20 protein-coding genes and 1 pseudogene are annotated in these 22,761 nt (G+C 62.9%); 14 read left to right on the top strand and 7 right to left on the bottom strand.

The annotated features are described in order from the left end of the window. Window positions 1–137: 137 nt before the first annotated feature. Window positions 138–455, bottom strand: coding sequence for a fluoride efflux transporter FluC (locus tag ACH2EI_RS09660; RefSeq protein ID WP_395152643.1), 318 nt, complete (start codon window positions 453–455; stop codon window positions 138–140). Next, window positions 452–880: a CrcB family protein gene (locus ACH2EI_RS09655; RefSeq protein ID WP_395159838.1), complete on the bottom strand. Its 429-nt coding sequence runs from the start codon at window positions 878–880 to the stop codon at window positions 452–454. The genes ACH2EI_RS09660 and ACH2EI_RS09655 overlap by 4 nt, the downstream gene beginning before the upstream one ends. A 76-nt stretch (window positions 881–956) precedes the next feature. Here ACH2EI_RS09655 and ACH2EI_RS09650 point away from each other — a divergent pair, with 76 nt between their 5' ends. The 4 genes from ACH2EI_RS09650 to ACH2EI_RS09635 all read left to right on the top strand — a co-directional run bounded on the left by ACH2EI_RS09650 (window position 957) and on the right by ACH2EI_RS09635 (window position 5,708). Then, window positions 957–1,664 (top strand): response regulator transcription factor, encoded by a 708-nt coding sequence (locus ACH2EI_RS09650; protein ID WP_395152641.1) that lies wholly within the window; start codon window positions 957–959, stop codon window positions 1,662–1,664. 46 nt (window positions 1,665–1,710) lie between these two features. Beyond that, on the top strand, window positions 1,711–2,991 hold the full coding sequence (locus tag ACH2EI_RS09645; protein ID WP_395159836.1) for an ATP-binding protein: 1,281 nt from the start codon (window positions 1,711–1,713) through the stop codon (window positions 2,989–2,991). A 114-nt stretch (window positions 2,992–3,105) separates the two neighbouring features. Beyond that, window positions 3,106–3,801 carry a hypothetical protein gene (locus tag ACH2EI_RS09640; protein WP_395152639.1) on the top strand — a complete coding sequence of 232 codons (696 nt, stop codon included), beginning with the start codon at window positions 3,106–3,108 and terminating at the stop codon, window positions 3,799–3,801. Between the two features lie 89 nt (window positions 3,802–3,890). Further along, window positions 3,891–5,708 (top strand): ABC-F family ATP-binding cassette domain-containing protein, encoded by a 1,818-nt coding sequence (locus ACH2EI_RS09635; RefSeq protein ID WP_395159834.1) that lies wholly within the window; start codon window positions 3,891–3,893, stop codon window positions 5,706–5,708. Between the two features lie 91 nt (window positions 5,709–5,799). Here ACH2EI_RS09635 and ACH2EI_RS09630 read toward each other — a convergent pair whose 3' ends face one another. Continuing rightward, on the bottom strand, window positions 5,800–6,570 hold the full coding sequence (locus ACH2EI_RS09630; RefSeq protein WP_395152616.1) for an MBL fold metallo-hydrolase: 771 nt from the start codon (window positions 6,568–6,570) through the stop codon (window positions 5,800–5,802). 40 nt (window positions 6,571–6,610) lie between these two features. Next, the gene (locus ACH2EI_RS09625; protein WP_395152615.1) at window positions 6,611–7,360 is read right to left on the bottom strand and encodes a sulfite exporter TauE/SafE family protein; all 750 of its coding nucleotides are present in this window, start codon (window positions 7,358–7,360) and stop codon (window positions 6,611–6,613) included. A gap of 110 nt (window positions 7,361–7,470) precedes the next feature. Here ACH2EI_RS09625 and pcrA point away from each other — a divergent pair, with 110 nt between their 5' ends. Together pcrA and ACH2EI_RS09615 are read left to right on the top strand one after the other, a co-directional pair. Beyond that, the gene (gene pcrA, locus ACH2EI_RS09620; protein ID WP_395152614.1) at window positions 7,471–9,966 is read left to right on the top strand and encodes a DNA helicase PcrA; all 2,496 of its coding nucleotides are present in this window, start codon (window positions 7,471–7,473) and stop codon (window positions 9,964–9,966) included. Window positions 9,967–9,996: 30 nt separating this feature from the next. After that, window positions 9,997–10,437: a flavodoxin family protein gene (locus tag ACH2EI_RS09615; RefSeq protein ID WP_395152613.1), complete on the top strand. Its 441-nt coding sequence runs from the start codon at window positions 9,997–9,999 to the stop codon at window positions 10,435–10,437. Window positions 10,438–10,480: 43 nt separating this feature from the next. Here the strand turns inward: ACH2EI_RS09615 and ACH2EI_RS09610 are convergent, their stop codons facing one another. Beyond that, complete coding sequence (locus ACH2EI_RS09610) at window positions 10,481–10,990, bottom strand: hypothetical protein (RefSeq protein WP_395152612.1); 510 nt, start codon at window positions 10,988–10,990, stop codon at window positions 10,481–10,483. A gap of 102 nt (window positions 10,991–11,092) precedes the next feature. On the opposite strand from ACH2EI_RS09610, the gene ACH2EI_RS09605 reads away from it, so the two are divergent. The 3 genes from ACH2EI_RS09605 to sucD all read left to right on the top strand — a co-directional run bounded on the left by ACH2EI_RS09605 (window position 11,093) and on the right by sucD (window position 13,624). Further along, window positions 11,093–11,497, top strand: a complete 405-nt coding sequence (locus ACH2EI_RS09605) for a cobalamin B12-binding domain-containing protein (RefSeq protein ID WP_395152611.1) — start codon at window positions 11,093–11,095, stop codon at window positions 11,495–11,497. Window positions 11,498–11,559: 62 nt separating this feature from the next. Continuing rightward, window positions 11,560–12,705 carry an ADP-forming succinate--CoA ligase subunit beta gene (sucC, locus tag ACH2EI_RS09600; protein ID WP_395152610.1) on the top strand — a complete coding sequence of 382 codons (1,146 nt, stop codon included), beginning with the start codon at window positions 11,560–11,562 and terminating at the stop codon, window positions 12,703–12,705. 22 nt (window positions 12,706–12,727) lie between these two features. Next, window positions 12,728–13,624 (top strand): succinate--CoA ligase subunit alpha, encoded by an 897-nt coding sequence (sucD, locus tag ACH2EI_RS09595; protein WP_395152609.1) that lies wholly within the window; start codon window positions 12,728–12,730, stop codon window positions 13,622–13,624. A gap of 73 nt (window positions 13,625–13,697) precedes the next feature. On the opposite strand, the gene ACH2EI_RS09590 is transcribed toward sucD, so the two are convergent. Next, window positions 13,698–14,204 carry a hypothetical protein gene (locus tag ACH2EI_RS09590; RefSeq protein WP_395159832.1) on the bottom strand — a complete coding sequence of 169 codons (507 nt, stop codon included), beginning with the start codon at window positions 14,202–14,204 and terminating at the stop codon, window positions 13,698–13,700. A 193-nt stretch (window positions 14,205–14,397) separates the two neighbouring features. On the opposite strand from ACH2EI_RS09590, the gene purH reads away from it, so the two are divergent. The 5 genes from purH (at window position 14,398) to ACH2EI_RS09565 (ending at window position 22,409) form a co-directional block, all read left to right on the top strand. Next, window positions 14,398–15,966, top strand: coding sequence for a bifunctional phosphoribosylaminoimidazolecarboxamide formyltransferase/IMP cyclohydrolase (gene purH, locus ACH2EI_RS09585; protein ID WP_395152607.1), 1,569 nt, complete (start codon window positions 14,398–14,400; stop codon window positions 15,964–15,966). A gap of 172 nt (window positions 15,967–16,138) precedes the next feature. Next, window positions 16,139–16,996, top strand: a complete 858-nt coding sequence (locus ACH2EI_RS09580) for a methylenetetrahydrofolate reductase (protein WP_395152606.1) — start codon at window positions 16,139–16,141, stop codon at window positions 16,994–16,996. A gap of 16 nt (window positions 16,997–17,012) precedes the next feature. After that, window positions 17,013–19,049: an acyltransferase family protein gene (locus ACH2EI_RS09575; protein WP_395152605.1), complete on the top strand. Its 2,037-nt coding sequence runs from the start codon at window positions 17,013–17,015 to the stop codon at window positions 19,047–19,049. A gap of 75 nt (window positions 19,050–19,124) precedes the next feature. Next, a complete protein-coding gene (locus tag ACH2EI_RS09570) occupies window positions 19,125–21,305 on the top strand; it encodes an acyltransferase family protein (RefSeq protein WP_395152604.1) in 2,181 nt (726 codons plus the stop codon). A 117-nt stretch (window positions 21,306–21,422) separates the two neighbouring features. Then, window positions 21,423–22,409 carry a malate dehydrogenase gene (locus ACH2EI_RS09565; protein WP_395152603.1) on the top strand — a complete coding sequence of 329 codons (987 nt, stop codon included), beginning with the start codon at window positions 21,423–21,425 and terminating at the stop codon, window positions 22,407–22,409. Between the two features lie 91 nt (window positions 22,410–22,500). On the opposite strand, the pseudogene ACH2EI_RS09560 reads toward ACH2EI_RS09565, so the two are convergent. Beyond that, window positions 22,501–22,761, bottom strand: a pseudogene (locus ACH2EI_RS09560) (hypothetical protein); the annotation flags it as partial.

Raw genomic sequence — 22,761 nt, 5'->3', positions numbered from 1 at the left:
CGCAATCGAAGAGTTCGTGAAGCGCTTCCCGAAGTTCGAATTGGCCGGCGATGTCTCGTGGAGCGTCGGTCAGATCCGCGGTCCGCGCGTCTTGCCGGTCCGGATTCTCGAAACCGCCTGAGCGTCGAACGGTTGCTTCAAGCGAACGTCGAGCCGATCGATGCCGCAGCGCACGCACAACCGATCGTCAGAGCTGCGTAGAACGCACCCCACCGCCAGCCCAGCGATCGGGCTTCGAGCGCGAACGACGAGTAGGTCGTGAGCGCTCCACAGAATCCGAGACCGATCACCGTGGTTGTCGACGCCGAGAAATCGGCGGCACTCACGTACCCGAGCACAGCCGCGCCCGTCGTGTTGGCAACAAGCAGGGCCTGCCAACTGCAGACGGTGAGGCCGATCACCAAGCGCAGTACGGCACCGATTGCAGCCGCCAGGATGAATGCGAGCGGCGTCACGACGGTTCTCGGGTAACGAGGGTGATGATGCCTGCGCCGACGACGACCGTTGTCGTGCCATAGCCGAATGCCATGCCCGACCGGCCCGCGTCGACGAAGTCGTTCAACTCGATGGCGAACGACGACATCGTCGTGAATCCACCGAGCACGCCGGTGACGATGAAGTCCCATTGCCGCGAGCCGCGTTCGATGTGCCGGGCAGCAACACCGATCATCACGCAGCCAACGATGTTGACGCAGAGTGTTGACCACGGCCAGGTCGCCGGCTCGGCCTCGAGCAACGTTCCGGCCAGCCAGCGCGCCGTTGCTCCAACTGCCCCGCCGGCCGCGACGAGAGCGACCGCGATCGGGAGGAGCCGGCCCCTAACTTGGGCCGGTGCCGGGAAGAGTTGCACTCGCACTTCGTAGCAGAGGACTTTGGGCACACGCGACTCGACTGGAGGCGAACGCAGCTCGACGCATTCACACCTGACTCTCACCCGGACCGGCAAGACTGCACACGTGACCAGCGCAGCGAACCAACACGTGCTCATCGCCGAGGACGATCGCGCTGTGCGTGAAGCCCTTGTTCGAGCACTCGAACTCGAGGGGTATCGCGTCACTGCGACGACGAACGGTGCCGAGTGCCTCGATGCTGTTCGATCGGGCGAGCCCGACATCTTGCTCCTCGATGTTTCGATGCCGTTGGTTGACGGACTCACCGTCTGTCGGGTCTTGCGATCTGAAGAGAACCGGTTGCCGATACTGATGCTTACGGCTCGCACCGAGACGTCCGACCGTGTGGTTGGCCTCGATGTCGGCGCTGACGACTACCTGCCGAAGCCGTACGACCTCGACGAACTGCTGGCTCGTCTACGAGCGTTGGTTCGGCGCGCTGACTACAGCACCGCCGAGACTGCAGCGCCGCTGACGCTCGGTGATCTGCGGCTTGACCCGTCGGCGCGCCGCGTGTTTCGCGGCGAGCGCGAGCTCGTGATGTCCAAAACCGAGTTCGACCTCCTCGAACTGCTGGTGCAGAACCAGGGAATCGTGCTGGACCACACCACGATTTACGAACGCATCTGGCACTACGACTTCGGGCCCGATTCGAAGAATCTCGCTGTCTACATCGGCTACCTCCGACGCAAGACGGAGGAGAACGGCGAACAACGACTGGTGCACACGGTGCGGGGCGTCGGCTACACGGCGCGTTCGAGCGGCGCCGCGTGATGGGCCGACCGTTATGAGGTCGCTGCGCGTCAAGATCGCGGTGGCCATGGCAGTACTCGGGTTCGTGGCGACAGGGATGGTCGGCGCAGTGAGTTATCGCTCGACGAGCATGCGGCTGGTTGACGAGGTCGACCGATCGATCAAGGAGGCGACGTCGCTGCTGGTCAACATCCGCAGTGGTGACGACCGGGTCGGCATTCCGAGCCGTGGTTTACTCGGCGTCTACTCGGTGCGGTTGTTGAACCGCAAGGCCGAAGTCGTGAATTCGTCGTTTGACAAGAACCTTGAATTGACCGCCAAAGCGAAACTGGCCATCGGAGACGACAAGGGCTTCGACGTCGCAACGATCACGTTCGACAACGAACGATTCAGGGTCCACACCGTCGGTGCGACCCGCGGCGCGGTGCAAGTCGCGCGGTCGCTGGGTGAGACCGACCGGGTGCTTTCGGACTTGCGGCGGCGGACGACTTTCTTGGTGATCGTCGTATCGCTGGTCGCGGCTGCGGTCGGTTGGCTTCTCGCATCGACTGTCGCGGCGCCGCTTCGCCGCTTGACGCGTGCGGCGGAAGAAGTCGAGGCATCTGGCAATCTCGACCTGGCTGTGGCCGAGCCGCGTGCCGACGAGGTCGGCCGTCTCGGTGCGGCGTTCCAGTCGATGCTCGGTGCGCTGCAACGGTCGCGAACCGAGCAGCAGCGCCTGGTGCAAGACGCTGGCCATGAGCTGCGGACCCCGTTGACCAGCCTGCGCACGAATCTTTCGGTGATCCGGCGACACCCGGATATGGGCTCCGAAATGCAAGAACGCATTCTTGATGATCTCGACGGTGAGGTGCGAGAGCTCACCGATCTGGTCAACGAACTCGTGTCGGTTGCATCTGGCGAGCTCGCCGATCAGCCAGCAGAAATCATCGATCTCGGTGCGTTGGCGGAATCGGTAGGAGCGCGAGTTGCTCGCCGTAAGGAACGCGTTGTCGATGTGGACGCTGCGGCCGCAGGCATCGTGCTGGCTCCGCCCGCTGGCCTGGAGCGTGCGATCACGAACCTCATCCAGAATGCCGCAAAGTTCGACACGTCGGGCGGACCGATCGAGGTCGTCGTGCGTGACGGCGATCTTCGTGTCCTCGATCGGGGGCCGGGCATCCCGGATGAGGACCTTGCCCTGATCTTCGATCGATTCCACCGCGCCGTGACGGCCCGGACAATGCCGGGCTCAGGGCTCGGCCTCGCCATTGTTCGTGAGATCGTCGAACGAAGTGGTGGCACCGTCAGTGCACGGCACCGCGATGGCGGCGGTGCCGACGTCGGCTTCTCTTTGCCCGAAGCCTGACGCAGTGTTCTTACCCAATCTTTACAACCTTCTGGACTCGGTCTCACCGGCAGTCGTCATCGTGGTGGACACCCCCAACCAGACGTTCTCGAAAGGAACTCTCCAATGACGAACATGACTGACCGGACAACAGCCCAGCCCAACGGTGGCAACTCGAAGAAGGCCCGCAACTCGAAGACGGGCATCGGCCTTGCCGCTGGCCTCCTGGGTGGCACCGCCGCCGGCCTCGTGCTTGGCGTTCCTGGTCTGTCCAGCGCTGCTGCCGACACTGGCGCCGCTGTCGCCCCAGCTGCAATCGTCCAGCAAGTCGATGACGCCTCGATTGACAAAGGGCCTGCGGATGACGCAGCAGCGCAGCCCGGCGAGCGCCTCCGCACCGTATTGCAGCCCCTCGTTGACGACGGCACCATTGATGCAGCGCAGGCTGACGCAGTGACCGAGCAGCTGATGGAGAACCGCGGTGATCGCGGTGATCGCAGCGATCGCGATGATCGTGGTGATCGTGGCAAGGGCAAGTCCGGCGGCCAGGGTAAGTTCGGTGGCTCCGACGTCGTGGCGGAACTCCTCGGCATCGACGCCGCCACCCTGCGCGCCGAATTGAAGGCCGGCTCGACTCTGGCTGAGGTTGCCACCGCCCAGGGCGTGTCGGTTGACGCTCTCGTCGACGCCATCGTCGGTCAGATGCAGGAGCGGGTCGACGCTGCTGTCGAGGCTGGCAAGATCACGGCCGACGAGGCAGCGGAGAAGCTTGCCGAGGCCGAAGAGCGGATCACCGCCAAGGTGAACGGTCAGATCCCCGCCGACAACTGAGCTTCTGCTCGGCTGATTCTTGCGCCGACGAACATCCGTCACCAGGGTGTTCGTCGGCGCTTGCTGTTTTCGGCCGTAGCGTCGCTTCAGTGATTTGTGTCGACGTATCCGGGGTTGGCATGGCGCAACCCGACAAGGTGCTTTTCAGCGATGTCGACGTGACCATTTCGGTCGGCGATCGTGTTGCGGTTGTTGGGGTCAATGGCTCTGGCAAGACCACCCTGCTGCGCATCATGACCGGAGCCCTGCAGCCTGACAGTGGTGTTGTCAGGTTCGGCCGAGGTTCTCGGATCGTCTCACTCGAACAAGATCCCAAGTTGCCCGAAGGCATCGTGCGCGACGTGCTCGGCGACGGCTGGGAAGTCCAGGCCGCTGCCACCTCGCTCGGTGTGCTGCCGCTCTTCGATCGGCGGACCGACGAGCTCTCCGGTGGGCAGGCCAAGCGTGTTGCTCTGGCCAAGGTGCTGGCTGACGACCAGCAGGGTGCATTCGACATGGTCGTGCTCGACGAGCCGACCAACCACCTTGACCTTGAAGCCATCGAGTGGCTCGAGGCGCGCCTCGTCGCGATGAAGGCGGCACTTGTCCTCGTCACGCACGACCGCCATGCGCTTGACCGGCTGACCAGTGCCGTCGGCCCGAGTCGTGTCGTCGAACTGGACAACGGACGGTCGCACATCCATCAGGCTGCAGTCGGCACGAGCGCATACGCGACGTACCTCGATGCTCGTGCCGACCGGATTGACCGCGAGGCGTCCGAAGAATCCACACGCAAGATTCTCGCTCGCAAAGAGCTCGCTTGGCTGCGGCGCGGCGCGCCAGCCCGTTCGACTAAGCCGAAGGCGCGGCTGCGGAGCGCTCATGAGATCATCGCTGGGGGCCCTGCTGCTGCCGGGGTACGTGGCAACGATCTCGAACTCGGTGCCGGGACCACGCGGCTTGGCAACCAGGTGATCGAACTCACCGGTGTCACCCAGCGGTTCGGTGATCACACGGTCTTCTCCGACGTCGATTTGCTGATCGAGCCTGGTGCACGGTTGGCCGTGGTCGGGCCGAACGGATCGGGTAAAACAACGCTGCTCGACATCATTGCGGGGCGCAAAGACCCGGTGGCCGGTGTGGTCGACCGCGGTCAGACCGTGGTAGTTGGTTATGCCGATCAGCACTCCAGCGCACTCGACGCGGACGCCATCGTGCGCAAGGTCGTGGCGGGTCCGTACCGAGAGCCAGACCACGAAGACAAGGCGCTGCTCGAGAAGTTCTGGTTCGACTCGACTGCTCAGTTTGCTCCCATCCGGATGCTGTCGGGCGGTGAGCGCCGACGGCTGCAGCTCGTCATGGTGCTTGCCACCAAGCCGAACTTGTTGATCCTCGACGAGCCCACCAACGACCTCGATCTCGACACACTTCGCTCGCTCGAAGCGTTTCTTGACGATTGGCCTGGCGCGCTCGTCACGTCAAGCCACGATCGTGCGTTCCTCGATCGCGTCGCCGACCACGTGCTGGCAATCGACGAGTTCGGCGCCATGCAACGAGTCCCCGGCGGTGTCAGTGGCTGGCTTGCGGACCGAGCAGCATTGACTGGCAAGAAGACCGGCAAAAAGTCAGAGGGCAAGAAGTCGAACGGATCAGCCAAGCCGAAGACTGCAGGTTTGACCTCGGGCGGCGGTAAGCCGAAAGCGGCGCGTGCCGGACCGAGCGCCTCGACGATTGGTCGTCAACTTCGAGAAGCCGAGCAGGCGATGGTCAAGACCCAGAAGCGGGTCGACACCTTGGCCGGCAAGCTCAGCGGCCTTGCTGCCGTCGACGAGCTGTTGGCGGTTGGCAACCAGCTCGGCGCAGCGCAGGCCGAACTCGACGGACTCGAAGCCACCTGGCTCGAACTCGCCGAACAATCAGAAGGCTGACCGACCTGTCGCCCAGCGTCACGCTCCGGTCTGACCAAAGTGTGACAAGTCAGGCGCGCAGGGTCAGGCGCGCAGGGTCAGGCGCGCAGGGTCAGGCGCGCAGGGTCAGATAGTTGCGGGCGATCTCGCGGAGCCGAGCGCGGCCGAAGCTCGGGTCGTGGCCGCCGTGCACCACGTCGACGGGTAGTTTGAGCAGGCGCTGCATTGTGATGCAATAGTCGTCGACGTCTGAGCCGTCGAGTTGGTCGAGGAGCGGGCCGTCGTAGACCGCATCGCCCGAGAACAATGTCCCGGTCGACGCCTCCCACAGCCCGATCGAACCGGGGGAGTGACCGGGCAGGTGGAGTACCTCGAAGGAGCGGTCGCCGAGATCAATCACATCGCCTTCGTCGACGGTCCTCGATACGTGCGCCGATTGCTGGCGAAAGCTGTCGAGTGTCACGCCGGCGGGCAGTGCCGTGACGAAGTACTTGCTGTCGAACTTGTATCCCGCTGCGGTGAGTGCGTCGATGCCGCCCTGACCCCAGGCTTCCAACGGGTCGAGTGAGTTGAGGCTGGGCTGAGCGAGGTCGACGGCTTCGGCGGCGTGCGCCACGGTGTCATCGAACTCGTGATGGCCGCCAATGTGGTCGCCGTGGCCATGTGTGGCGACTGCGGTGACGGGCTTGTCGAGCAGGTCTTCCATTTCGTCGACGAGGCTGGCCACACCCATCCCTGTGTCGATCACGAGGTCGCGATCGCGCCCAGCAACATGCCAGATGTTGCACCGCATCAGCTCGATTACGTGCGGCTCCCAGAGCAGCGTGACTCCGCCGGAGATCGTGCGTCGGTCGAACCATCGGTCGGCGATCGGCAGCGTCATCAGGCCACGGTACTCACGCCACCGAACCCGGGCGCCGCACTCAGATGATCAATCGGGCGATGCCGACGACCGAGATGGTGCACAACAGGCGCAGCGTGTTCTGCCGGAACGATGCTTGGGTGGCTGATCTGAAGGCACGCGACCCGACGAGCACACCTGCAGCGAGGAGCGGCAGCCCCAGAATGACCCGCCAGAACAGTTCATCCGGGAGTTCTCGACGCACGCCGAGCACCACAAGGACGACGAGGTCGGAAGCGAAGAAATAGGCAACGAGGGTTGCTCGCATCTCGGCGGCCGAAATCACGATGAACGACATCGCCAGCACCAGCACCAGCCCAGACATAGCCGTGGCGCCGTTGACCACGCCGGCAACAACACCAACACCGAACACCAAGGCAGTCGTTGGTTCGATGCGTGCCGTTCGCTGCAAGAGCAGCACGAGGCTGAGGACGAAGAGCACCCCGAATGTTGCGCCGCGCAGCGCGTCGCCGTCGACCGTCGTGAGGATCAGCACACCAACCGGGTTGCCAATGATGGCGGCGATCAGCAGTGTCCAGAAGTCCTTCCACCGAATCTCGTGGCGGACCGATTGCCCCTGCACGATGCTTGCAGCGACTTCGAAGGCGATCGCCAGCGGCACCGCGGCGAGCGGTTCGACGACGAAAGCAAGGCCGGCCACCAACACCGCCGAGAACCCGAAACCCGAGTACCCGCGGATGAACGATGCAATGCCGAGCACGACGGCGGCAAAGATCGCCTCGCCGGCACCGAGTTCGAGCCACGTCAGCATCGCCGCACTGTACGTCCCAGCCCGTTTGCGTCGAAGTTTTCGCGCACATGCCAACCGAAACGTCGACGCAAACGCTGTGGGGCGGGGCGCATCTCTAGAGTGATCAACTGATGAGTGACGAAGAGCTGTTCGCCGACATTCCGCACCCGGCCGATGTCGCGACGACCGAAGCGGATCCTGACTTCGTGGCTGATTCGATGGAAGAATCCGTTGACCCGCTGCAGGGTGGTGAGCGCCGCTCGAGGGGCCCATCGCCGTTCGCGCAGGGTCTCAACCCAGATCAACTCGATGCTGTTGTGCACGATGAGGGCCCGCTTCTGGTCGTGGCCGGCGCCGGTTCCGGCAAGACCCGGGTGCTCACACATCGCATTGCCCACCTCATCCACGAAGGTGTCCACCCGTCGAAGATTTTGGCGATCACGTTCACCAACAAGGCTGCCGCCGAGATGCGCGAGCGCGTCGCTGAGCTCGTTGGCCCGGTCGTCAAAACGATGTGGGTGTCGACCTTCCACTCGGCGTGTGTGCGCATCCTGCGAGCAAACGCCGACGTGCTCGGCTACCCGCGTCAGTTTTCGATCTACGACTCGGCCGATGCGAACCGCCTGACCGGCTACGTCATCCGCGACCTCGGCCTCGACACCAAGCGGTTCACCCCGCGCGGCGTCCATCAGATCGTCAGCAACTGGAAGAACGAGTTGGTGTCGCCGGCCGAAGCTGCTGCTGCGGCCGAGAACATCTTTGACCGCAAACACGCCGAGGTCTACACCGAATACCAGGCCCGGCTGTTGAAGGCTGGCGCCATGGACTTCGACGACCTGCTCGCCAAGACCGTCGAACTGTTCCGGAACCACGGCGAGGTCCTTGAGCACTACCGCGATCGGTTCGCCCACATCCTTGTCGACGAGTACCAGGACACAAACAACGCCCAAAATCAGATGGTGTTGATGCTCGCGCGCGGCCACAACAACGTCTGCGTCGTGGGTGACACCGACCAGAGCGTGTACCGGTTCCGCGGCGCCGACTTCAGGAACATCCTGCAGTTCGAAGAAGCTTTCCCCGACGTCACCACCGTGGTCCTCGACCAGAACTACCGCAGCACCCAAACCATCCTCGACGCGGCAAACGCAGTGATCGAGAACAACACCGAGCGACGGCCGAAGAACCTGTGGACCGACAGTGGGAGTGGCGAGAAAATCATTCGCTATCACGGCGAAGACGAAGGTGATGAGGCCAACTGGGTTGCTGGCATTGCAAAGCAACTCCAGGGTGAGGCCGAGGCCAATTTCCGCGACATGGCGGTCCTCTACCGCACCAATGCGCAGAGCCGTGTGATCGAAGAGGCGTTTATGCGGCAGGGCGTCCCGTACAAGGTTGTCGGCGGCACACGCTTTTACGACCGGCGCGAAGTCAAAGACGCAATGGCGTACTTGCGTGCCGTCGTGAACCCGGCCGATGAGGTCAGCCTCAAGCGAGTGCTCAATGTGCCCAAGCGCGGTGTCGGCGATGCAAGTGTCGCCAAACTCGATGCGTTTGCTCTCTCCGAAGGAGTCGGTTTCGCCGAGGCACTGCGCCGAAACGACGAGGCCGGCGTGACCGGTCCGGCAGTTCGTGGCATTGCCTCATTTGTCGAGCTGCTCGACGGCATGTCGGGTATGGCCACCGACGACCAATACGGCCCCGCCGACGTCTTGCAACTGGCGCTCGACGGGTCGGGCTACCTCGGTGAGCTCGAAGCCTCCGACTCGATCGAAGACCACACTCGGCTTGAGAACCTCGGCGAGCTGATCGGCTCGGCACGCGAGTTCACGGTGATTGTCGAATTCATGGAGCAGGTCGCACTCGTTGCCGACACCGACGACCTGCCCGAAGGCGAAGTTGAAGACCTCGTCATCTTGATGACCCTGCACTCGGCAAAGGGCCTCGAATTCCCTGTCGTCTTCATCGTCGGCGTCGAGGAAGGGATCTTCCCGCACATCCGATCACTGAACGAGCCGGTCGAGATGGAAGAGGAACGCCGCCTGGCCTACGTCGGGATCACCCGCGCAATGCAACGGCTCTACATGAGTCATGCCTGGAGCCGTCAGCTGTTCGGCTCGACGCAGTACAACCCGCCGTCTCGATTCTTTGACGAGATTCCGGCCGATCTGATCAAGTCGATTGGCAACGTAAGTGGCCAATCGAGTTACGGGCGACAGAGCTACCGCTCGAAATACGGCTCCGATTACGCCAACAGTAAGAAGGTTGAGGGCGGTGATGACTCGTCGTACCAGCCGCCCGCGTACCGGCGAGCCAACGACGGAGATGAACTTCCTGGCCGCGACATCAACGCCGATGTGCAGAGCGATGCGAAGGCACAGCAGGACGCCCACCGGGACCGAGTCGTTGAAGCAGCGATGCAATTTGCCAAGAAGCACACGCCTGAACCATCGAACAGCCAGGAACTTGGGCTCCACATCGGCGACGGCGTCGAACATCCGACCTTCGGGGCGGGTGTCATCATCGACGTGAAGGGTGAAGGCGAAAAGGCCGAAGCAACCATCAACTTCAGCGGCGTGGGCACAAAACATCTGAGCTTGGCCTGGGCGCCACTTAAGAAGATCAGCTGACTGGCCCCACCCCGTGCCAGACTGTCGAATATGAAGGCAGCAATTCTGGTCGAGAGTCTGACGGGCAATACATGGAAGGCCGCCGAAGGCGTTGCCGACCTCCTCCAGCAAGAGCGGTGGACTATCACCGGCCTCTCCAAGGTCAAGCAACCCGACCATCAGTCGATCCATGAAGCCGACATTGTGCTGGTCGGTACGTGGGTGCATGGAGCCTTCGTATTTGGTCAGGCGCCCTGGAACGTGAACGGCATCGCCAACCTCCCGTCGATGCGCGGCAAGAAGGCTGCGGCGTTCTGCACGTTTGCACTGCACCCGGGTAACAGCCTCGACAAGCTGACCAGTTCCCTTGGCGACACCGGCGCCTACGTGATCGGCGGCCTCGCCATGAGCCGGAGCAAGCTCCCGGAGCACACCGAAGAATTCGCCAGTCGGTTGCTCAGCGCAACCGACAGCCTGCCCGTCGGCGCCTGATTCTGCTGCGGTAGGGCCTCAGGGGTCGAGACGCTGGTGTTGTTCAGTCGTCTGTGACGCCGCTGAGGTCGATCGACAACAAGCGGCTGTTCTCGACAACTGGGTTGACGCCCGGCGGTGGTGGTGCCAACTCGCTCACGTCGAGGGCGTTACCGTCGCAGTCGATGAACTGACGTGTCCCGATGACCTGCTCGACAATGCAGTCTTCGTCGCCGTCAGCCGGGTAGCCGAAGTAGATGACCCAACCGTTCGCGGGGTCATCGCCGGTGTGGTCGAGCACGATCGTGCGCGCACCACGGTTGGTCGCGAGGTCGGCGAAGAGGATTGGGCCATTTTCGTTGACGATGTCAGCGGCGTTCTGCACGCTCCCGACTCGGAGGTTCGACGGAGCGAGCCGCTCGGACGTTGCCGTGCCGCCACGCGAGATGAACGCCGCAAAGCCCCACAGCATCAGGCCGATCAGCCCGAGGATGACGATGCCGCCGACGTTGGGCAGCAACGCGCGAACAAGCGGCGAGCGCGTCCTGACCGGAGGAGCGGATTCCTTGGGCACGGCCCCAGTCTGCCGTCGCGGAGGCCGCCTTCATCAATGGCGGCCGTTCAGGATCCCATGGGTTGGTGGATCGGCTTGCCAGCGGCCTAGGGTCCGTGTTCTGTGAAGCGCACCTATCGCATCGTCGTCGCGAAGCCCGGCCTGGACGGCCACGACCGAGGCGCCAAGACCATCACCAGAGCTCTTCGTGACCACGGTTTCGAGGTCATCTACACCGGTCTCCACCAGACGCCCGAACAGATCGCTGAAACGGTGCTGCAGGAAGACGCCGATGGCGTCGGCCTCTCACTACTGTCTGGGGCACATCTCACGCTTTTCCCGCGTGTCATGGAAGAGCTCCGGAATCGTGACCTCGGTGACGTGCTCGTCTTCGGCGGTGGCGTCATCCCCAATGCTGACGCGCGCGCGTTGCGCGAGCAGGGCGTTGCCGAGATTTTTGGCCCAGGCTCATCGCTGAAGGCCATCGGCGAGTGGCTCGAAGGTGCCCTCGACGAAACCGAATCCTGACCGGCTCGCTGGTCGATCAGATCATTTCAACATCCGCAAACAAGAAAGAGAGGGCTCCCAACGTGGATCTCTTCGAGTATCAGGGCAAGCAGTACTTCGCCCGCTATGACATTCCGGTCAGCCCGGGCGGGCCGGCCGACACCGTCGAGGAGGCGGTGAAGGAGGCCGCATCTGCCGGCTACCCCGTCGTCGTCAAGGCGCAGGTGCAGGTCGGCGGCCGTGGTAAGGCTGGCGGCATCAAGCTCGCCGACAACGAAGCCGAAGTGCGCGAGCACGCTGGCAATATTCTGGGCATGGACATCAAGGGTCACGTTGTACGTCGGCTCTGGGTCGAAGCTGCTTCAGATATCGAGGAGGAGTACTACGTCTCGTTCACCCTCGATCGCAGCGAGAAGAAGCACCTGATGATGCTCTCCCGCGAAGGTGGCGTCGAGATTGAAGTCGTTGCTGAAACGAACCCTGACGCGATCGTCAAGTTGCACATTGACCCCGTCGACGGGCTTTCCGAGGCCGTTGCTCGCCAGGCATGTCTCGACGCGCAACTTCCCGAGCGCGCGATCGACGGTGCGACCGACATTCTTGTCAAGCTGTACCGCTGCTACGACGAAGGGGACTGCGACCTCGCCGAGATCAACCCGTTGATTCTCAAGCCGACTGGCGAAGTGCACGCACTCGACGCCAAGGTCACGCTCGATGACAACGCCGAGTTCCGCCACCCCGAGTGGGACGCATTCCGCGGCCTCACCGAGATGGACGAACGCGAGAAGATGGCCGCCGAGAAAAATCTCCAATACATCGGCCTCGACGGCACCGTCGGCATTATTGCTAACGGCGCTGGCCTCGCCATGTCGACGCTTGACGTCGTCAACCAGGTCGGTGGCTCCGCTGCCAACTTCCTCGACATCGGCGGCGGCGCCAACGCCGACGTGATGGCGGGGGCACTCGAAGTCATTAACTTTGATGAGAACGTCAAGTCGATTTTCATCAATATCTTCGGCGGCATCACGCGCGGCGAAGAAGTTGCCAAGGGCATCGTCGAGGCCATGGGCCGCGTCGACCTGAAGGCGCCGATTGTGATCCGTCTCGACGGCACGAACGCAGAAGAGGGGCGTCAGATCCTGCTCGACGCCGGTATCCCGCAAGACAAGCTCCGCTCGGAGCCGACCATGCTTGACGCTGCCCGTGTGGCCGTCGAGCTCGCGAAATAAGAGCCGAAAGCAATACTGACACATGGCAATTTTTGTTGACGAAAACACAAAGGTCATCGTCCAGGGCCTCACCGGCGGCCAGGGCAAGTACCACGGCCTCCGCAACCGCGACTACGGCACGCAGGTCGTCGCCGGTGTCACGCCCGGCAAGGGCGGCCAAGACGTCGATGGCATCCCGATCTTCAACACGGTGGCAGAAGCTGTCGAGGCGACAGGCGCAACCGCGTCGTTCGCTACCGTCCCGCCGAAGTTCGCTCCGGGAGCCATCATGGAGGCAGCTGAAGCCGGTATCGGTTTTATCGTCTGCATCACTGAGGGCATTCCAGCCCAAGACGAAGCCAAGGTGTACAACCGCCTGAAGCGTGATTTCCCCGGCACCCGCCTGCTCGGCCCGAACTGCCCCGGCATCATCAGCCCCGGCAAGTGCAACATCGGTATCACCGCCGGTGAAATCGCTCAGCTTCCGACCGCTGATGGCCCGAACGTCGGCATCGTGAGCCGCTCCGGCACGCTCACCTACCAGGCGCTCTACGAGCTCAAGCAGCGTGGTATCGGCGTGTCGACGTGTGTCGGCATCGGCGGCGATCCCGTCCCCGGTACCAACTTCATCGACTGCCTCTCGGAGTTCCAGAACGACCCCGAGACGCACGCGATCATGATGCTCGGCGAAATCGGCGGCTCGGCCGAAGAGGAAGCAGCCGAGTACATCTTGGCCAACGTCACCAAGCCGATGAGCGCATACATCGCTGGAGTCACCGCACCGGCCGGCAAGAAAATGGGCCACGCAGGCGCCATCGTCTCCGGCAACAAGGGCACGGCTCAGGGCAAGATGGATGCACTCGCAGCCGCTGGCGTGAAGGTCGGCCTCAACCCGACCGAAGCGGGCGAGCTGATGGCTGAGATCGTCGCCGCCCTCTAATCAACCCCGGCTCTCGTGCGAAGGCGTGAGGTAGGTGCACCAACCTCACGCCTTCGGAGAAAAAAAGTGGTGGTTACTGGGCTGGCGGGGGCGGGGGCATGTCGCCAGAATCGGCTTCATTGCCCCCCGCGAAGCTCGCCTTGAGCTTGTTGATGTCGGCCAGGTCGGACAGTTTGCCGCCCGACGCTTGGAAGCTGAGGAACGCACCTGCGGTGGCGATCAGCGCAGCGACGAAGGTGGCCAGCATGCCGAGGCCTCGGCTGATGCCGTCGGGAACACCTGGGTTGAAGATCACTCGGATGAGGAGGAGGAGCGCTGCAAGGACGGTGCCGCCCAGCACGATCAGCGGCCACGGTTGCGTCTTCGAGTCGAGCTTGCCCAAAACAAGTAGGACGGTGATGACTGCAGCAGCGATGAGCAAAATCCACGGCAGTGCGCCGGTGAGGGTGAAGTCGAAGGCATGAGCGCCGCCGCCAAAACCGTCTGCCTTAAGCCAGTCAAGGAACAAACCGCCGATGAGCGTCAAGACGCCTCCACCAACGATGAGCCAATCGGATGTCTTGAATTTACTGAAGTCCATGTTGGACCCCTTCCTGTGAACTTGTCTGATGACTTACTGTCGAGATTCAGGAGGCAGAAGCTGCCTTGTGTTGTAGGTCACACGGACCACAACTGAAATGTAGTCGCTTTGGGGCATGCGGCGTGACCTCTTGCGACCTGGTTGCAGTTACCAGGCAGAGCGCGCGGCGAGTTGCCTGTCTACGCTCGGTGCCGTGCCCACCGCATTGCTGTCCGTGTACGACAAGTCCGGAGTCGTTGACTTCGCCAGCGCCCTGAGCGAATTGGGGTGGTCGCTCGTCTCGAGTGGCGGTACGGCAAAGGCAATTGCAGCAGCAGGAGTCGATGTCACCGACGTGGCAGACCTGACCGGTGTGCCGGCGATCCTGAGCCATCGAGTGGTGACGCTGCACCCGAAGGTGCACGGCGGCATCCTTGCTGACCCAACCAACCCGGGGCACATCTCCGACATGGCCGAGTATGGCATCGAGCCGATCAGCCTCGTCGTTGGAAACTTGTACCCGTTCGGCCAGAGTCTCGATGACTTTGAGCACGGCAGCGGCTCGGCAGTCGAAATGATCGACATCGGTGGCCCGGCAATGGTCCGTGCCGCAGCCAAGAACCACGCGCATGTCGCGGTCATCGTCGACCCGAAGAGCTACGACCCGGTGATTGCCGAACTGCGTGCTGATGGGGCACTGTCGGCCGACACCAAGCGGCGGCTCGCCCGGGCAGCGTTTGCACACACGGCGGCGTATGACGCAGCGATCGTCACGTGGTTCGACGACAACGATCCTGACGTCGCCGACGAAACAATCGAGGTTGACGACGTCGAGACGGCAGGCGTTCTGCCGGCATCGATCCACCTCGCTCTCTCGAAGGCACAGTCACTGCGCTACGGCGAGAACCCGCACCAAGAAGGTGCGCGGTACCGCCAAGCTGGTGCCACGAGCTGGTGGGACTCAATGACGCAGCATGGCGGCAAGGCGCTGAGCTACCTCAACCTGTATGACACTGAGGCTGCCTGGCGGCTCGTCCAACGCTTCGACGGCCCAGCATGCGTGATCGTCAAGCACGCCAACCCGTGTGGCGTCGCTCTTGCCGACGACATCACGACGGCCTATATCCGGGCTCATGCATGCGACCCGGTCAGTGCCTTTGGCGGCATCGTCGCCGTCAATCGCACTGTCACCAACGAGATGGCAATCGCTCTCGGCGACGTGTTCACCGAAGTGGTCGTTGCTCCGGGGTTCGACGACGACGCACTCGCAACCTTCGCGAAAAAGAAGAACCTGCGTGTTATCGCAGCAAACGCACCATCGCCCCTGCCGTTCGATGTTCGCCCGATCGATGGTGGGCTGCTCGTCCAGCAGCCCGATCCTGTTGCTGGCCGGAGCGATGAATGGCGGATCGTCACCAACCTGCAGCCGACTGACAACCAGTGGGCCGACATGGAATTCGCCTGGACGGTGTGTGCCGCCGTGACGAGCAATGCCATCGTCTATACCAAGGACCGCCAGGCCTTCGGTATTGGTGCCGGGCAGCAGAACCGGCTCGATTCGGCTCGCATTGCGACAGGCCGCGCCGACGGCCGCGCCAGCGGTGGGGCTTGCGCGAGCGATGCGTTCTTCCCGTTCCGCGATGGCCTTGATGCTGCTGTTGAAGCAGGCGTGTCGTGCGTGATCCAGCCGGGCGGGTCGATGCGTGATGACGAAGTGATCGCAGCAGCGGATGAACAGGGGCTGGCGATGGTCTTCACCGGCCAACGCCACTTCCGTCACTGACATCAGCGTCAGCAAACGCTGACGATCCGCTGACGATCCGCTGACGATCCGCTGACGATCCGCTGACGATGTATGGTGCAAAGCGTTCCATATCGTGGAATCGTTCCGGTAGGCGGGATGTTCTTGATCTCGTGGCTGAGCCCCGTAACCGGCTCGTTACGTTCACAGGTCTATGGCACGGATCGCCGACAAGCTGGCAGCAGGGCGGACCCTTTCGTTCGAGTTCTTTCCGCCAAAATCAGCGAGTGCGCAGATGACGCTCGGCCGTACGGTGGCCGAACTCGCGCCGCTGGGACCTGACTTCGTCAGCATCACGTATGGCGCAGGTGGGTCTGACCGCCATCGAACGGGCGACGTCGTCGGGTGGATGCGCACAGAGACCGATGTCGAGCCGATGGCACACATCACGTGTGTGGGCCACACCCGTACCGACGTCGCCGCGCTGCTCGTCGACTACCGCCGCATGGGCGTCGAGAACATCCTCGCCCTCGGTGGAGACCTGCCCGCTGACGGTTCCACCCCGGCAGGCGACTACCGGTATGCACTCGATCTGCTGGCTGATGTCGCTGCCACCGGTTGCTTCTCGGTCGGGGTTGCAGCACATCCCGAGGTGCACCCGCGTTCATCCGATCGAGCCACTGACCGCAAACACCTCGCCGACAAGCTGCGGATCGCCGACTTCGCGATCACCCAGTTCTTTTTCGACGTCGAGCACTACACCCGGTTGGTCGACGAGCTCGCCGCGCTTGGCGTCGACAAGCCAATCGTGCCGGGGATTATGCCCGTCACGAACCTGGCCCAGATCCACCGGATGGCCAAGATGAGTGGTTCCGAGGTGCCGGGCTGGCTCGTCGATCGTCTCGAATCGGCCCGGACCGATGCCGAGGCCAAACGGATCGGCATGGAGCTTGCTTCAGCGCTGTGTATCGACTTGATTGGTGCGGGCGCTCCGGGCCTCCACCTTTACACGCTCAACCGGTCCGAAGTAGCGAAACAAATCAAGGTGAACCTCGGATCGGTGCTTGTCTGAGCGATACTTGACGTTGATGTCCGCTCTTTCCGCGCCCGACGCCGCGACCGCACCTCGACGAGCGGACGTGAACATCAGCAAGGTCCCATACCTGCCCGGTCTCGACGGCATGCGGGCAGTGGCCGTTGTGGCCGTGATGATCTATCACGCCAACAGCACGTGGCTCAAGGGTGGGTTCCTCGGCGTCGAGGTGTTCTTTGTCATCTCGGGTTACCTGATCACACTGCTCCTCATCGCCGAACACGAGAAGACCGGCGAAGTGGACATGAAGAACTTCTGGGTGCGCCGGTTCCGACGGCTCCTTCCGGCGTTGTTCATGATGCTGCTCTTGCTGTCGATCTGGACTGCAGTGTTCGAACGCGATGCGCTGGGCCAACTCCGCGGCGACCTGCTGGGCGGTGTCGCCTACATCTCGAACTGGTACCAGATTTTCATCGGTGCCGGGTACAGCGCGGGCAACGACTTCGCCCCACTCCGCCATCTATGGAGCCTCGCAGTCGAAGAGCAGTTCTATTTCGTCTGGCCGATCGTGATGGTCGCGTTGCTGCGCAAGGGCAGTCGCGGGATCGCCGATCTCAGCGTGTGGCTCTTCGGTGCTGCCGTGTTCGTGACCGTCGTCGTCGCCGTGCTGTATCACCCGGGGCCGATTGACGCCGACCCGTCGAACACTCCGGCGGCCTACTGGGAGATCGGCGGCCGGTTCATTTCGAAGGGCGACGCTCTCTACCTCTCTACGCTGTCCCGCTCCAGCGGCCTGCTCCTGGGCGCAGCATTCGCGATGGTCTGGCGCCCCGTCGCGATGATGCGCGGTCCGTTACAAAACAAGGCGCATGCGCTCGACGCGCTGGCGGTCGTCGGCTTTGCCATCCTCGCCTTCATGTCGTGGAAGGTCGGTTTCATCGATACCTTCGGCGACAACAGCGCCGATCCGTGGCTGTTCCGCGGCGGATTCTTCGTGGCCGGCATCGCGACGCTGTTGATTATCGCGGCAGTGACGCACCGTGATTCGCTGACCGCCAAGGCGTTGAGCGGTCCAACGATGCTGTGGATCGGTACACGCTCGTATGGGCTGTACCTCTATCACTGGCCGATCTACCAGATCGTCCGGAACACCGCCGGGACCAAGCTGAAGTTCCATGAATGGGTGCTGTGTATGGTCGCCACGGCGATCATCACCGAGATCTCTTACCGTTACATCGAGACTCCGATCCGTAAAGGCCAGCTGGCTGCTCTATGGCAACGGCGTGGTCAACGATCGCGTCGGAACGAGAACCGTGGAGCGGTGCTCGGTGGCGCCTTCGTCGGCACGGCGCTGGCAATCTTCGCTGGTGCCAGCTTGGCGACCGCCGAGTTGAAGCAGAACGCGGTCGATGAGTCACTCAAACAGAGTGCGGGAGCTACGTGCAGCGTCCTCCTGGGGACGTGCCACGATGAGCCGGACGCCGCAGTGGGGCCGGAGATCACACCGACTCCCGAACCTGTTCCTGTTGCATCAGATGGCCTCGACACGCCGGCTGAGCCAGCCGAAGGGGTCCCAGAAACGACCGTTGAGACCACGGTGCCGCTGCCGCCAGCCCCTCAGAAGTTCGCGATCGGCGATTCGGTGATGTTGGGCGCCGCTGACGAGTTGAAAGCCGCTGGTTTCACCGTCGACGCGGCAGAGAGCCGGGCGTTCGTGCGCGGCATCGATGTCGTCCAGGCGCTGTCGGACCGAAGCCAACTGCCTCAGGAGCTGGTGATCCATCTCGGAACGAACGGCCCGATCAGCAACGAACAGATGGACGCGATGATGCGCCTCGTTGCTGATGTCCCAAAGGTGTTGTTGATTCAGAACGTTGTGCCTGACAGCAGCTACGACGAGGAGAACAACCTGCTGATGATCAACGTTGCCAGCAGCCTGTCGAACGTCGAGGTGCTGTATTGGGATGGCCTCGCTCAGCAGTGCCAGGGCGACTGCATCTATCAGGACGGGATCCACCTCAAGTCGACGGGAGCCGTGTACTACACGACGCTGATCGAGACCGTCCTGGCTGACAGTTCCCTCTTTGTCTGACTCGCTCACCGTCAACCGATCTTGAGAATTGTGTGACATGAATTGCGCCGTGACCCCAGCGATACTTGACGGGTTATGGCCGTGACCAACGCGTTCCCCCCGTCGACCGCTGTCGACCACTCAGGTGGATTCGTGCGCGCCCATATCAGCCGTGTGCCGTACCTGCCTGGCCTCGACGGGATGCGTGCGATTGCCGTCGTCGCCGTGATGATTTACCACGCCAACAGCTCGTGGCTGCCCGGCGGCTTTCTCGGGGTTGAGATGTTCTTCGTGATTTCGGGCTACCTGATCACGCTGCTCCTCATTGCCGAGCGTGAGCGGACCTACCGGATCTCGCTGATCGATTTCTGGCTGCGCCGTGCCCGCCGACTCCTGCCCGCGATGTTTTTGCTGATGGGGCTGCTCACCGTCTGGACAGCGCTGTTTGAACGCGATGCCCTCGGACAACTCCGCGGTGACGTGTTTGCCGGGCTTTTCTACGTCTCGAACTGGTACCAGGTGTGGGTGGGTCTCGGTTACACGGCAAGCGGCGACTTCGCGCCGCTCCGCCATCTGTGGAGCCTGGCGGTAGAGGAGCAGTTCTATTTGATCTGGCCACTCGTGATGGTGGCGTTTCTCGGCAGAACGGGCACGCGTCGCGTCGCTAACTTCAGCCGCTGGCTGTTTGTCGGCGCGATCGGTATCACGATCCTCGTCGGCCTCGCATACCACCCAGGTGTGATTGGCGAACCCGAGGTCACGCCCGAGGCGTACTGGAACGTCGCTGGCCGGCCGATCTCCAAGCTCGACACGCTGTACCTGAGCACCGTTGCCCGAGCCGGTGGTCTCCTCCTCGGGGCTGGTTTCGCCATGGTGTGGCGGCCCTTCGCCATCGTTCGCGGGCCGCTCCGTGATCGTGGCCGGGCGTTCGACATCGTTGCAGTCTTGGCGTTCGCCGGGTTCGGTTGGATGTGCTGGAACATCCATCTCGTCGATCCGAGCGGTGCCGACGGCCGACTCTTCCGCGGCGGGCTTTTTGGTGCGGGGGTCCTGACGCTGCTGATCATCGCTGCGGTCACGCATCAGGGGTCCGCGGCGAACCGGCTGCTCGGCGGCAGGGTCCTGACATGGATCGGTACCCGTTCCTACGGGCTCTATCTCTTCCACTGGCCGATCTACCAGATCATCCGCAATGTGGCAGGGAATTCGCTCCGCCTCCACGAGTTCCTTCTCGCCATGATCCCGACGTTGATCATCACCGAGCTGTCGTATCGGTTCGTTGAGACACCGATCCGGATCGGTGGTGTCGCAGCGCTCACGCAACGGGTTCGAAATCGTGAGGTCCGCCGACCGACGGGATTGCTGGTCGGAGCCGCCGCTCTCACCGCGGCCATGGCAATGTTTGCTGGCGTGGCGCTCGCGACTGCCGACCTGAAGCAGAACGACATCACCGAGTCGCTCGCTGATGGTGAAGACTTCACCGTCAGCCTGTCCGATGCGGAGATCCCCGTGCCCGTGACGACTCCGCCGGGCGCTGTTGCTCCCGCCACGGTCTCAACGCTTCCGACCACCACCGATGCAGCACTGGCACCAACCCCGACAACGTTGCCTGACGGCGCCGAGCCAGCTCCGGCCGCCACCGCCAATGCCGCGCCGACGACGGTCCCGCCGACAACTGCCTCTGGCGTGGTCGTACCCGCTTCGACGATCGCACCGCCGCCGACAACGCTGCCACCCGCCCCGGTCACCCAGTTCGGTGTCATCGCCGACTTCAACGCGATCACGCCGCTGACACTTACACCAGCAACCACCGGGTTTCCATTGGTTGCCGTCGGTGACTCGGTGATGCTTGGTGCCGCCGAAGAGCTCACAGCGAGTGGCTTCGTCGTCGATGCGGTCAAGAATCGTCAGTTGATTTCCTACGTGCCCGAGCTTGAAGCGGTGAAGCTTGCGGGTGCGCTGACGTCTGTGGTTGTGGTGCACCTTGGTACCAACGGCCCCGTCAGCGACGCGTCGCTTGCGTTACTCATGGGCGTCCTCGTCGACGTGCCAACCGTGGTGATGCTGACCGGGAAGGGCAATCGCGACTGGATAGCTGGCAACAACGACATGATTCGAGCGTTGCCCGGAACCTTCCCAAACGTGACGGTCCTCGACTGGGAAGTGATGTCGGCCAGTTGTGAGGACCGCTGCTTCTACGACGACGGCATCCATCTCACACAGCCGGGTCAGAACTTCTATTCGTTGATCATTCGCCGGCTCCTGGGCTTGGCGTAAAATTTAGCTCAGTTCATCTCAGTTGGCCTGATCTCGTCTGACCTGATCTCATCTGGCAGACAGGGTTCGGGCCGCTGGGCTTGGCCCTGCCACCGCATCGGCGTAGCCTCAGACGCCATGACCACTCCAGTACGCGTTGCCGTCACCGGGGCTGCAGGCCAGATCGGCTACAGCCTCCTTTTTCGCATTGCATCGGGCACGATGCTCGGTTCAGACACTCCGGTTGCACTGCAGCTACTCGAAATCACCCCGGCGCTCGGCGCACTTGAGGGTGTTCGCATGGAACTCGACGACGGCGCATTCCCGCTGCTCGACTCGATCACCTGCACCGACGACGCTGATGTGGCGTTCTGTGACGCCGATGTGGCGATCCTCGTGGGCTCGATGCCGCGCAAAGCAGGCATGGAACGCGCCGACCTCCTGTCGGCCAACGGTGGCATCTTCAAGCCGCAGGGCGAGTCACTCAGCCGCTCGGCCAAGAAAAACGTCAAGATCCTTGTCGTCGGGAACCCGGCCAACACCAACGCGGTGATCGCGATGAACAACGCTGCGGGTCTCGACCCGAGCCGCTTCACCGCAATGACTCGTCTCGATCACAACCGTGCAATCAGCCAGCTCGCCACGCGCCTGCATGCTTCCGTCAATGACATCAAGAAGATGACCGTGTGGGGCAACCACTCGGTGACGCAATACCCCGACCTCGCGCACTGCGAAGTCGGCGGCAAGAACGCACTCGAACTGGTCGGCGATCAGGACTGGTACGCCGACAGCTACATCCCCACGGTTGCTCAGCGCGGCGCAGCGATCATCGACGCACGCGGTTCCTCGTCGGCAGCCTCGGCAGCCTCGGCAGCAGTCGATCACATCCGCGACTGGACACTCGGTACGCCCGACGGCGACTGGGTCTCAATGTCGGTGCCGAGCGATGGCAGCTACGGAGTGCCCGAGGGCATCATCAGCTCGTTCCCCTGCGTCTGCAAGGACGGCAACTACGAGATCGTCCAGGGTCTCGAGATCGGCGAGTTCAGCCGCTCGAAGATCGACGCATCGGCAGCCGAATTGGTCGCCGAGCGTGACGCTGTCGCCGAACTCGGCTTGATCTGATCTGACGTTCGCACCGGAGTTGCGAATGGGGTCAGGCCCCTTTCGCAACTCTGTGCACGCCGGGTGCGGTTCAGCGCCCGGGCCGACAAGGTCACGAGACGATGGCCGCGCCAGGAGTCTGTAAGTGCTCTGTGGTCAGCTCGGGTGAACGTCGACGCACGATCAGCACGGTGATCCAAGAACCGATGCAGAGCACCGCGATACCGATCGAGAACGGTGTGGTCGAGTCGCTCACAAATGCGCTCACGATCGTGCCGAGCACCGCGCCGCCAGCCATCCGGATTGCTCCGCCGTAAGCCGATGCAGTGCCAGCCAAGTGGCCGACCGGCCCGAGCGCGGCGGTGTTCAGGTT

Source organism: Ilumatobacter sp. (assembly GCF_041688325.1).
Taxonomy (GTDB): Bacteria; Actinomycetota; Acidimicrobiia; order Acidimicrobiales; family Ilumatobacteraceae; genus Ilumatobacter_A.
Note: the sequence above shows the minus strand (reverse complement) of the source record. Positions and strands in the feature narration are given on the sequence as shown.

Excerpts from the sequence above, each read along its gene's own strand:
- ACH2EI_RS09645 (WP_395159836.1), top strand. The coding sequence starts at position 1,711 with ATGGCAGTACTCGGGTTCGTGGCGACAGGGATGGTCGGCGCAGTGAGT.
- ACH2EI_RS09640 (WP_395152639.1), top strand. The coding sequence starts at position 3,106 with ATGACTGACCGGACAACAGCCCAGCCCAACGGTGGCAACTCGAAGAAG.
- ACH2EI_RS09630 (WP_395152616.1), bottom strand. The coding sequence starts at position 6,570 with ATGACGCTGCCGATCGCCGACCGATGGTTCGACCGACGCACGATCTCC.
- ACH2EI_RS09625 (WP_395152615.1), bottom strand. The coding sequence starts at position 7,360 with ATGCTGACGTGGCTCGAACTCGGTGCCGGCGAGGCGATCTTTGCCGCC.
- pcrA (WP_395152614.1), top strand. The coding sequence starts at position 7,471 with ATGAGTGACGAAGAGCTGTTCGCCGACATTCCGCACCCGGCCGATGTC.
- ACH2EI_RS09615 (WP_395152613.1), top strand. The coding sequence starts at position 9,997 with ATGAAGGCAGCAATTCTGGTCGAGAGTCTGACGGGCAATACATGGAAG.
- sucD (WP_395152609.1), top strand. The coding sequence starts at position 12,728 with ATGGCAATTTTTGTTGACGAAAACACAAAGGTCATCGTCCAGGGCCTC.
- ACH2EI_RS09590 (WP_395159832.1), bottom strand. The coding sequence starts at position 14,204 with ATGGACTTCAGTAAATTCAAGACATCCGATTGGCTCATCGTTGGTGGA.
- ACH2EI_RS09580 (WP_395152606.1), top strand. The coding sequence starts at position 16,139 with ATGGCACGGATCGCCGACAAGCTGGCAGCAGGGCGGACCCTTTCGTTC.
- ACH2EI_RS09575 (WP_395152605.1), top strand. The coding sequence starts at position 17,013 with ATGTCCGCTCTTTCCGCGCCCGACGCCGCGACCGCACCTCGACGAGCG.
- ACH2EI_RS09570 (WP_395152604.1), top strand. The coding sequence starts at position 19,125 with ATGGCCGTGACCAACGCGTTCCCCCCGTCGACCGCTGTCGACCACTCA.
- ACH2EI_RS09565 (WP_395152603.1), top strand. The coding sequence starts at position 21,423 with ATGACCACTCCAGTACGCGTTGCCGTCACCGGGGCTGCAGGCCAGATC.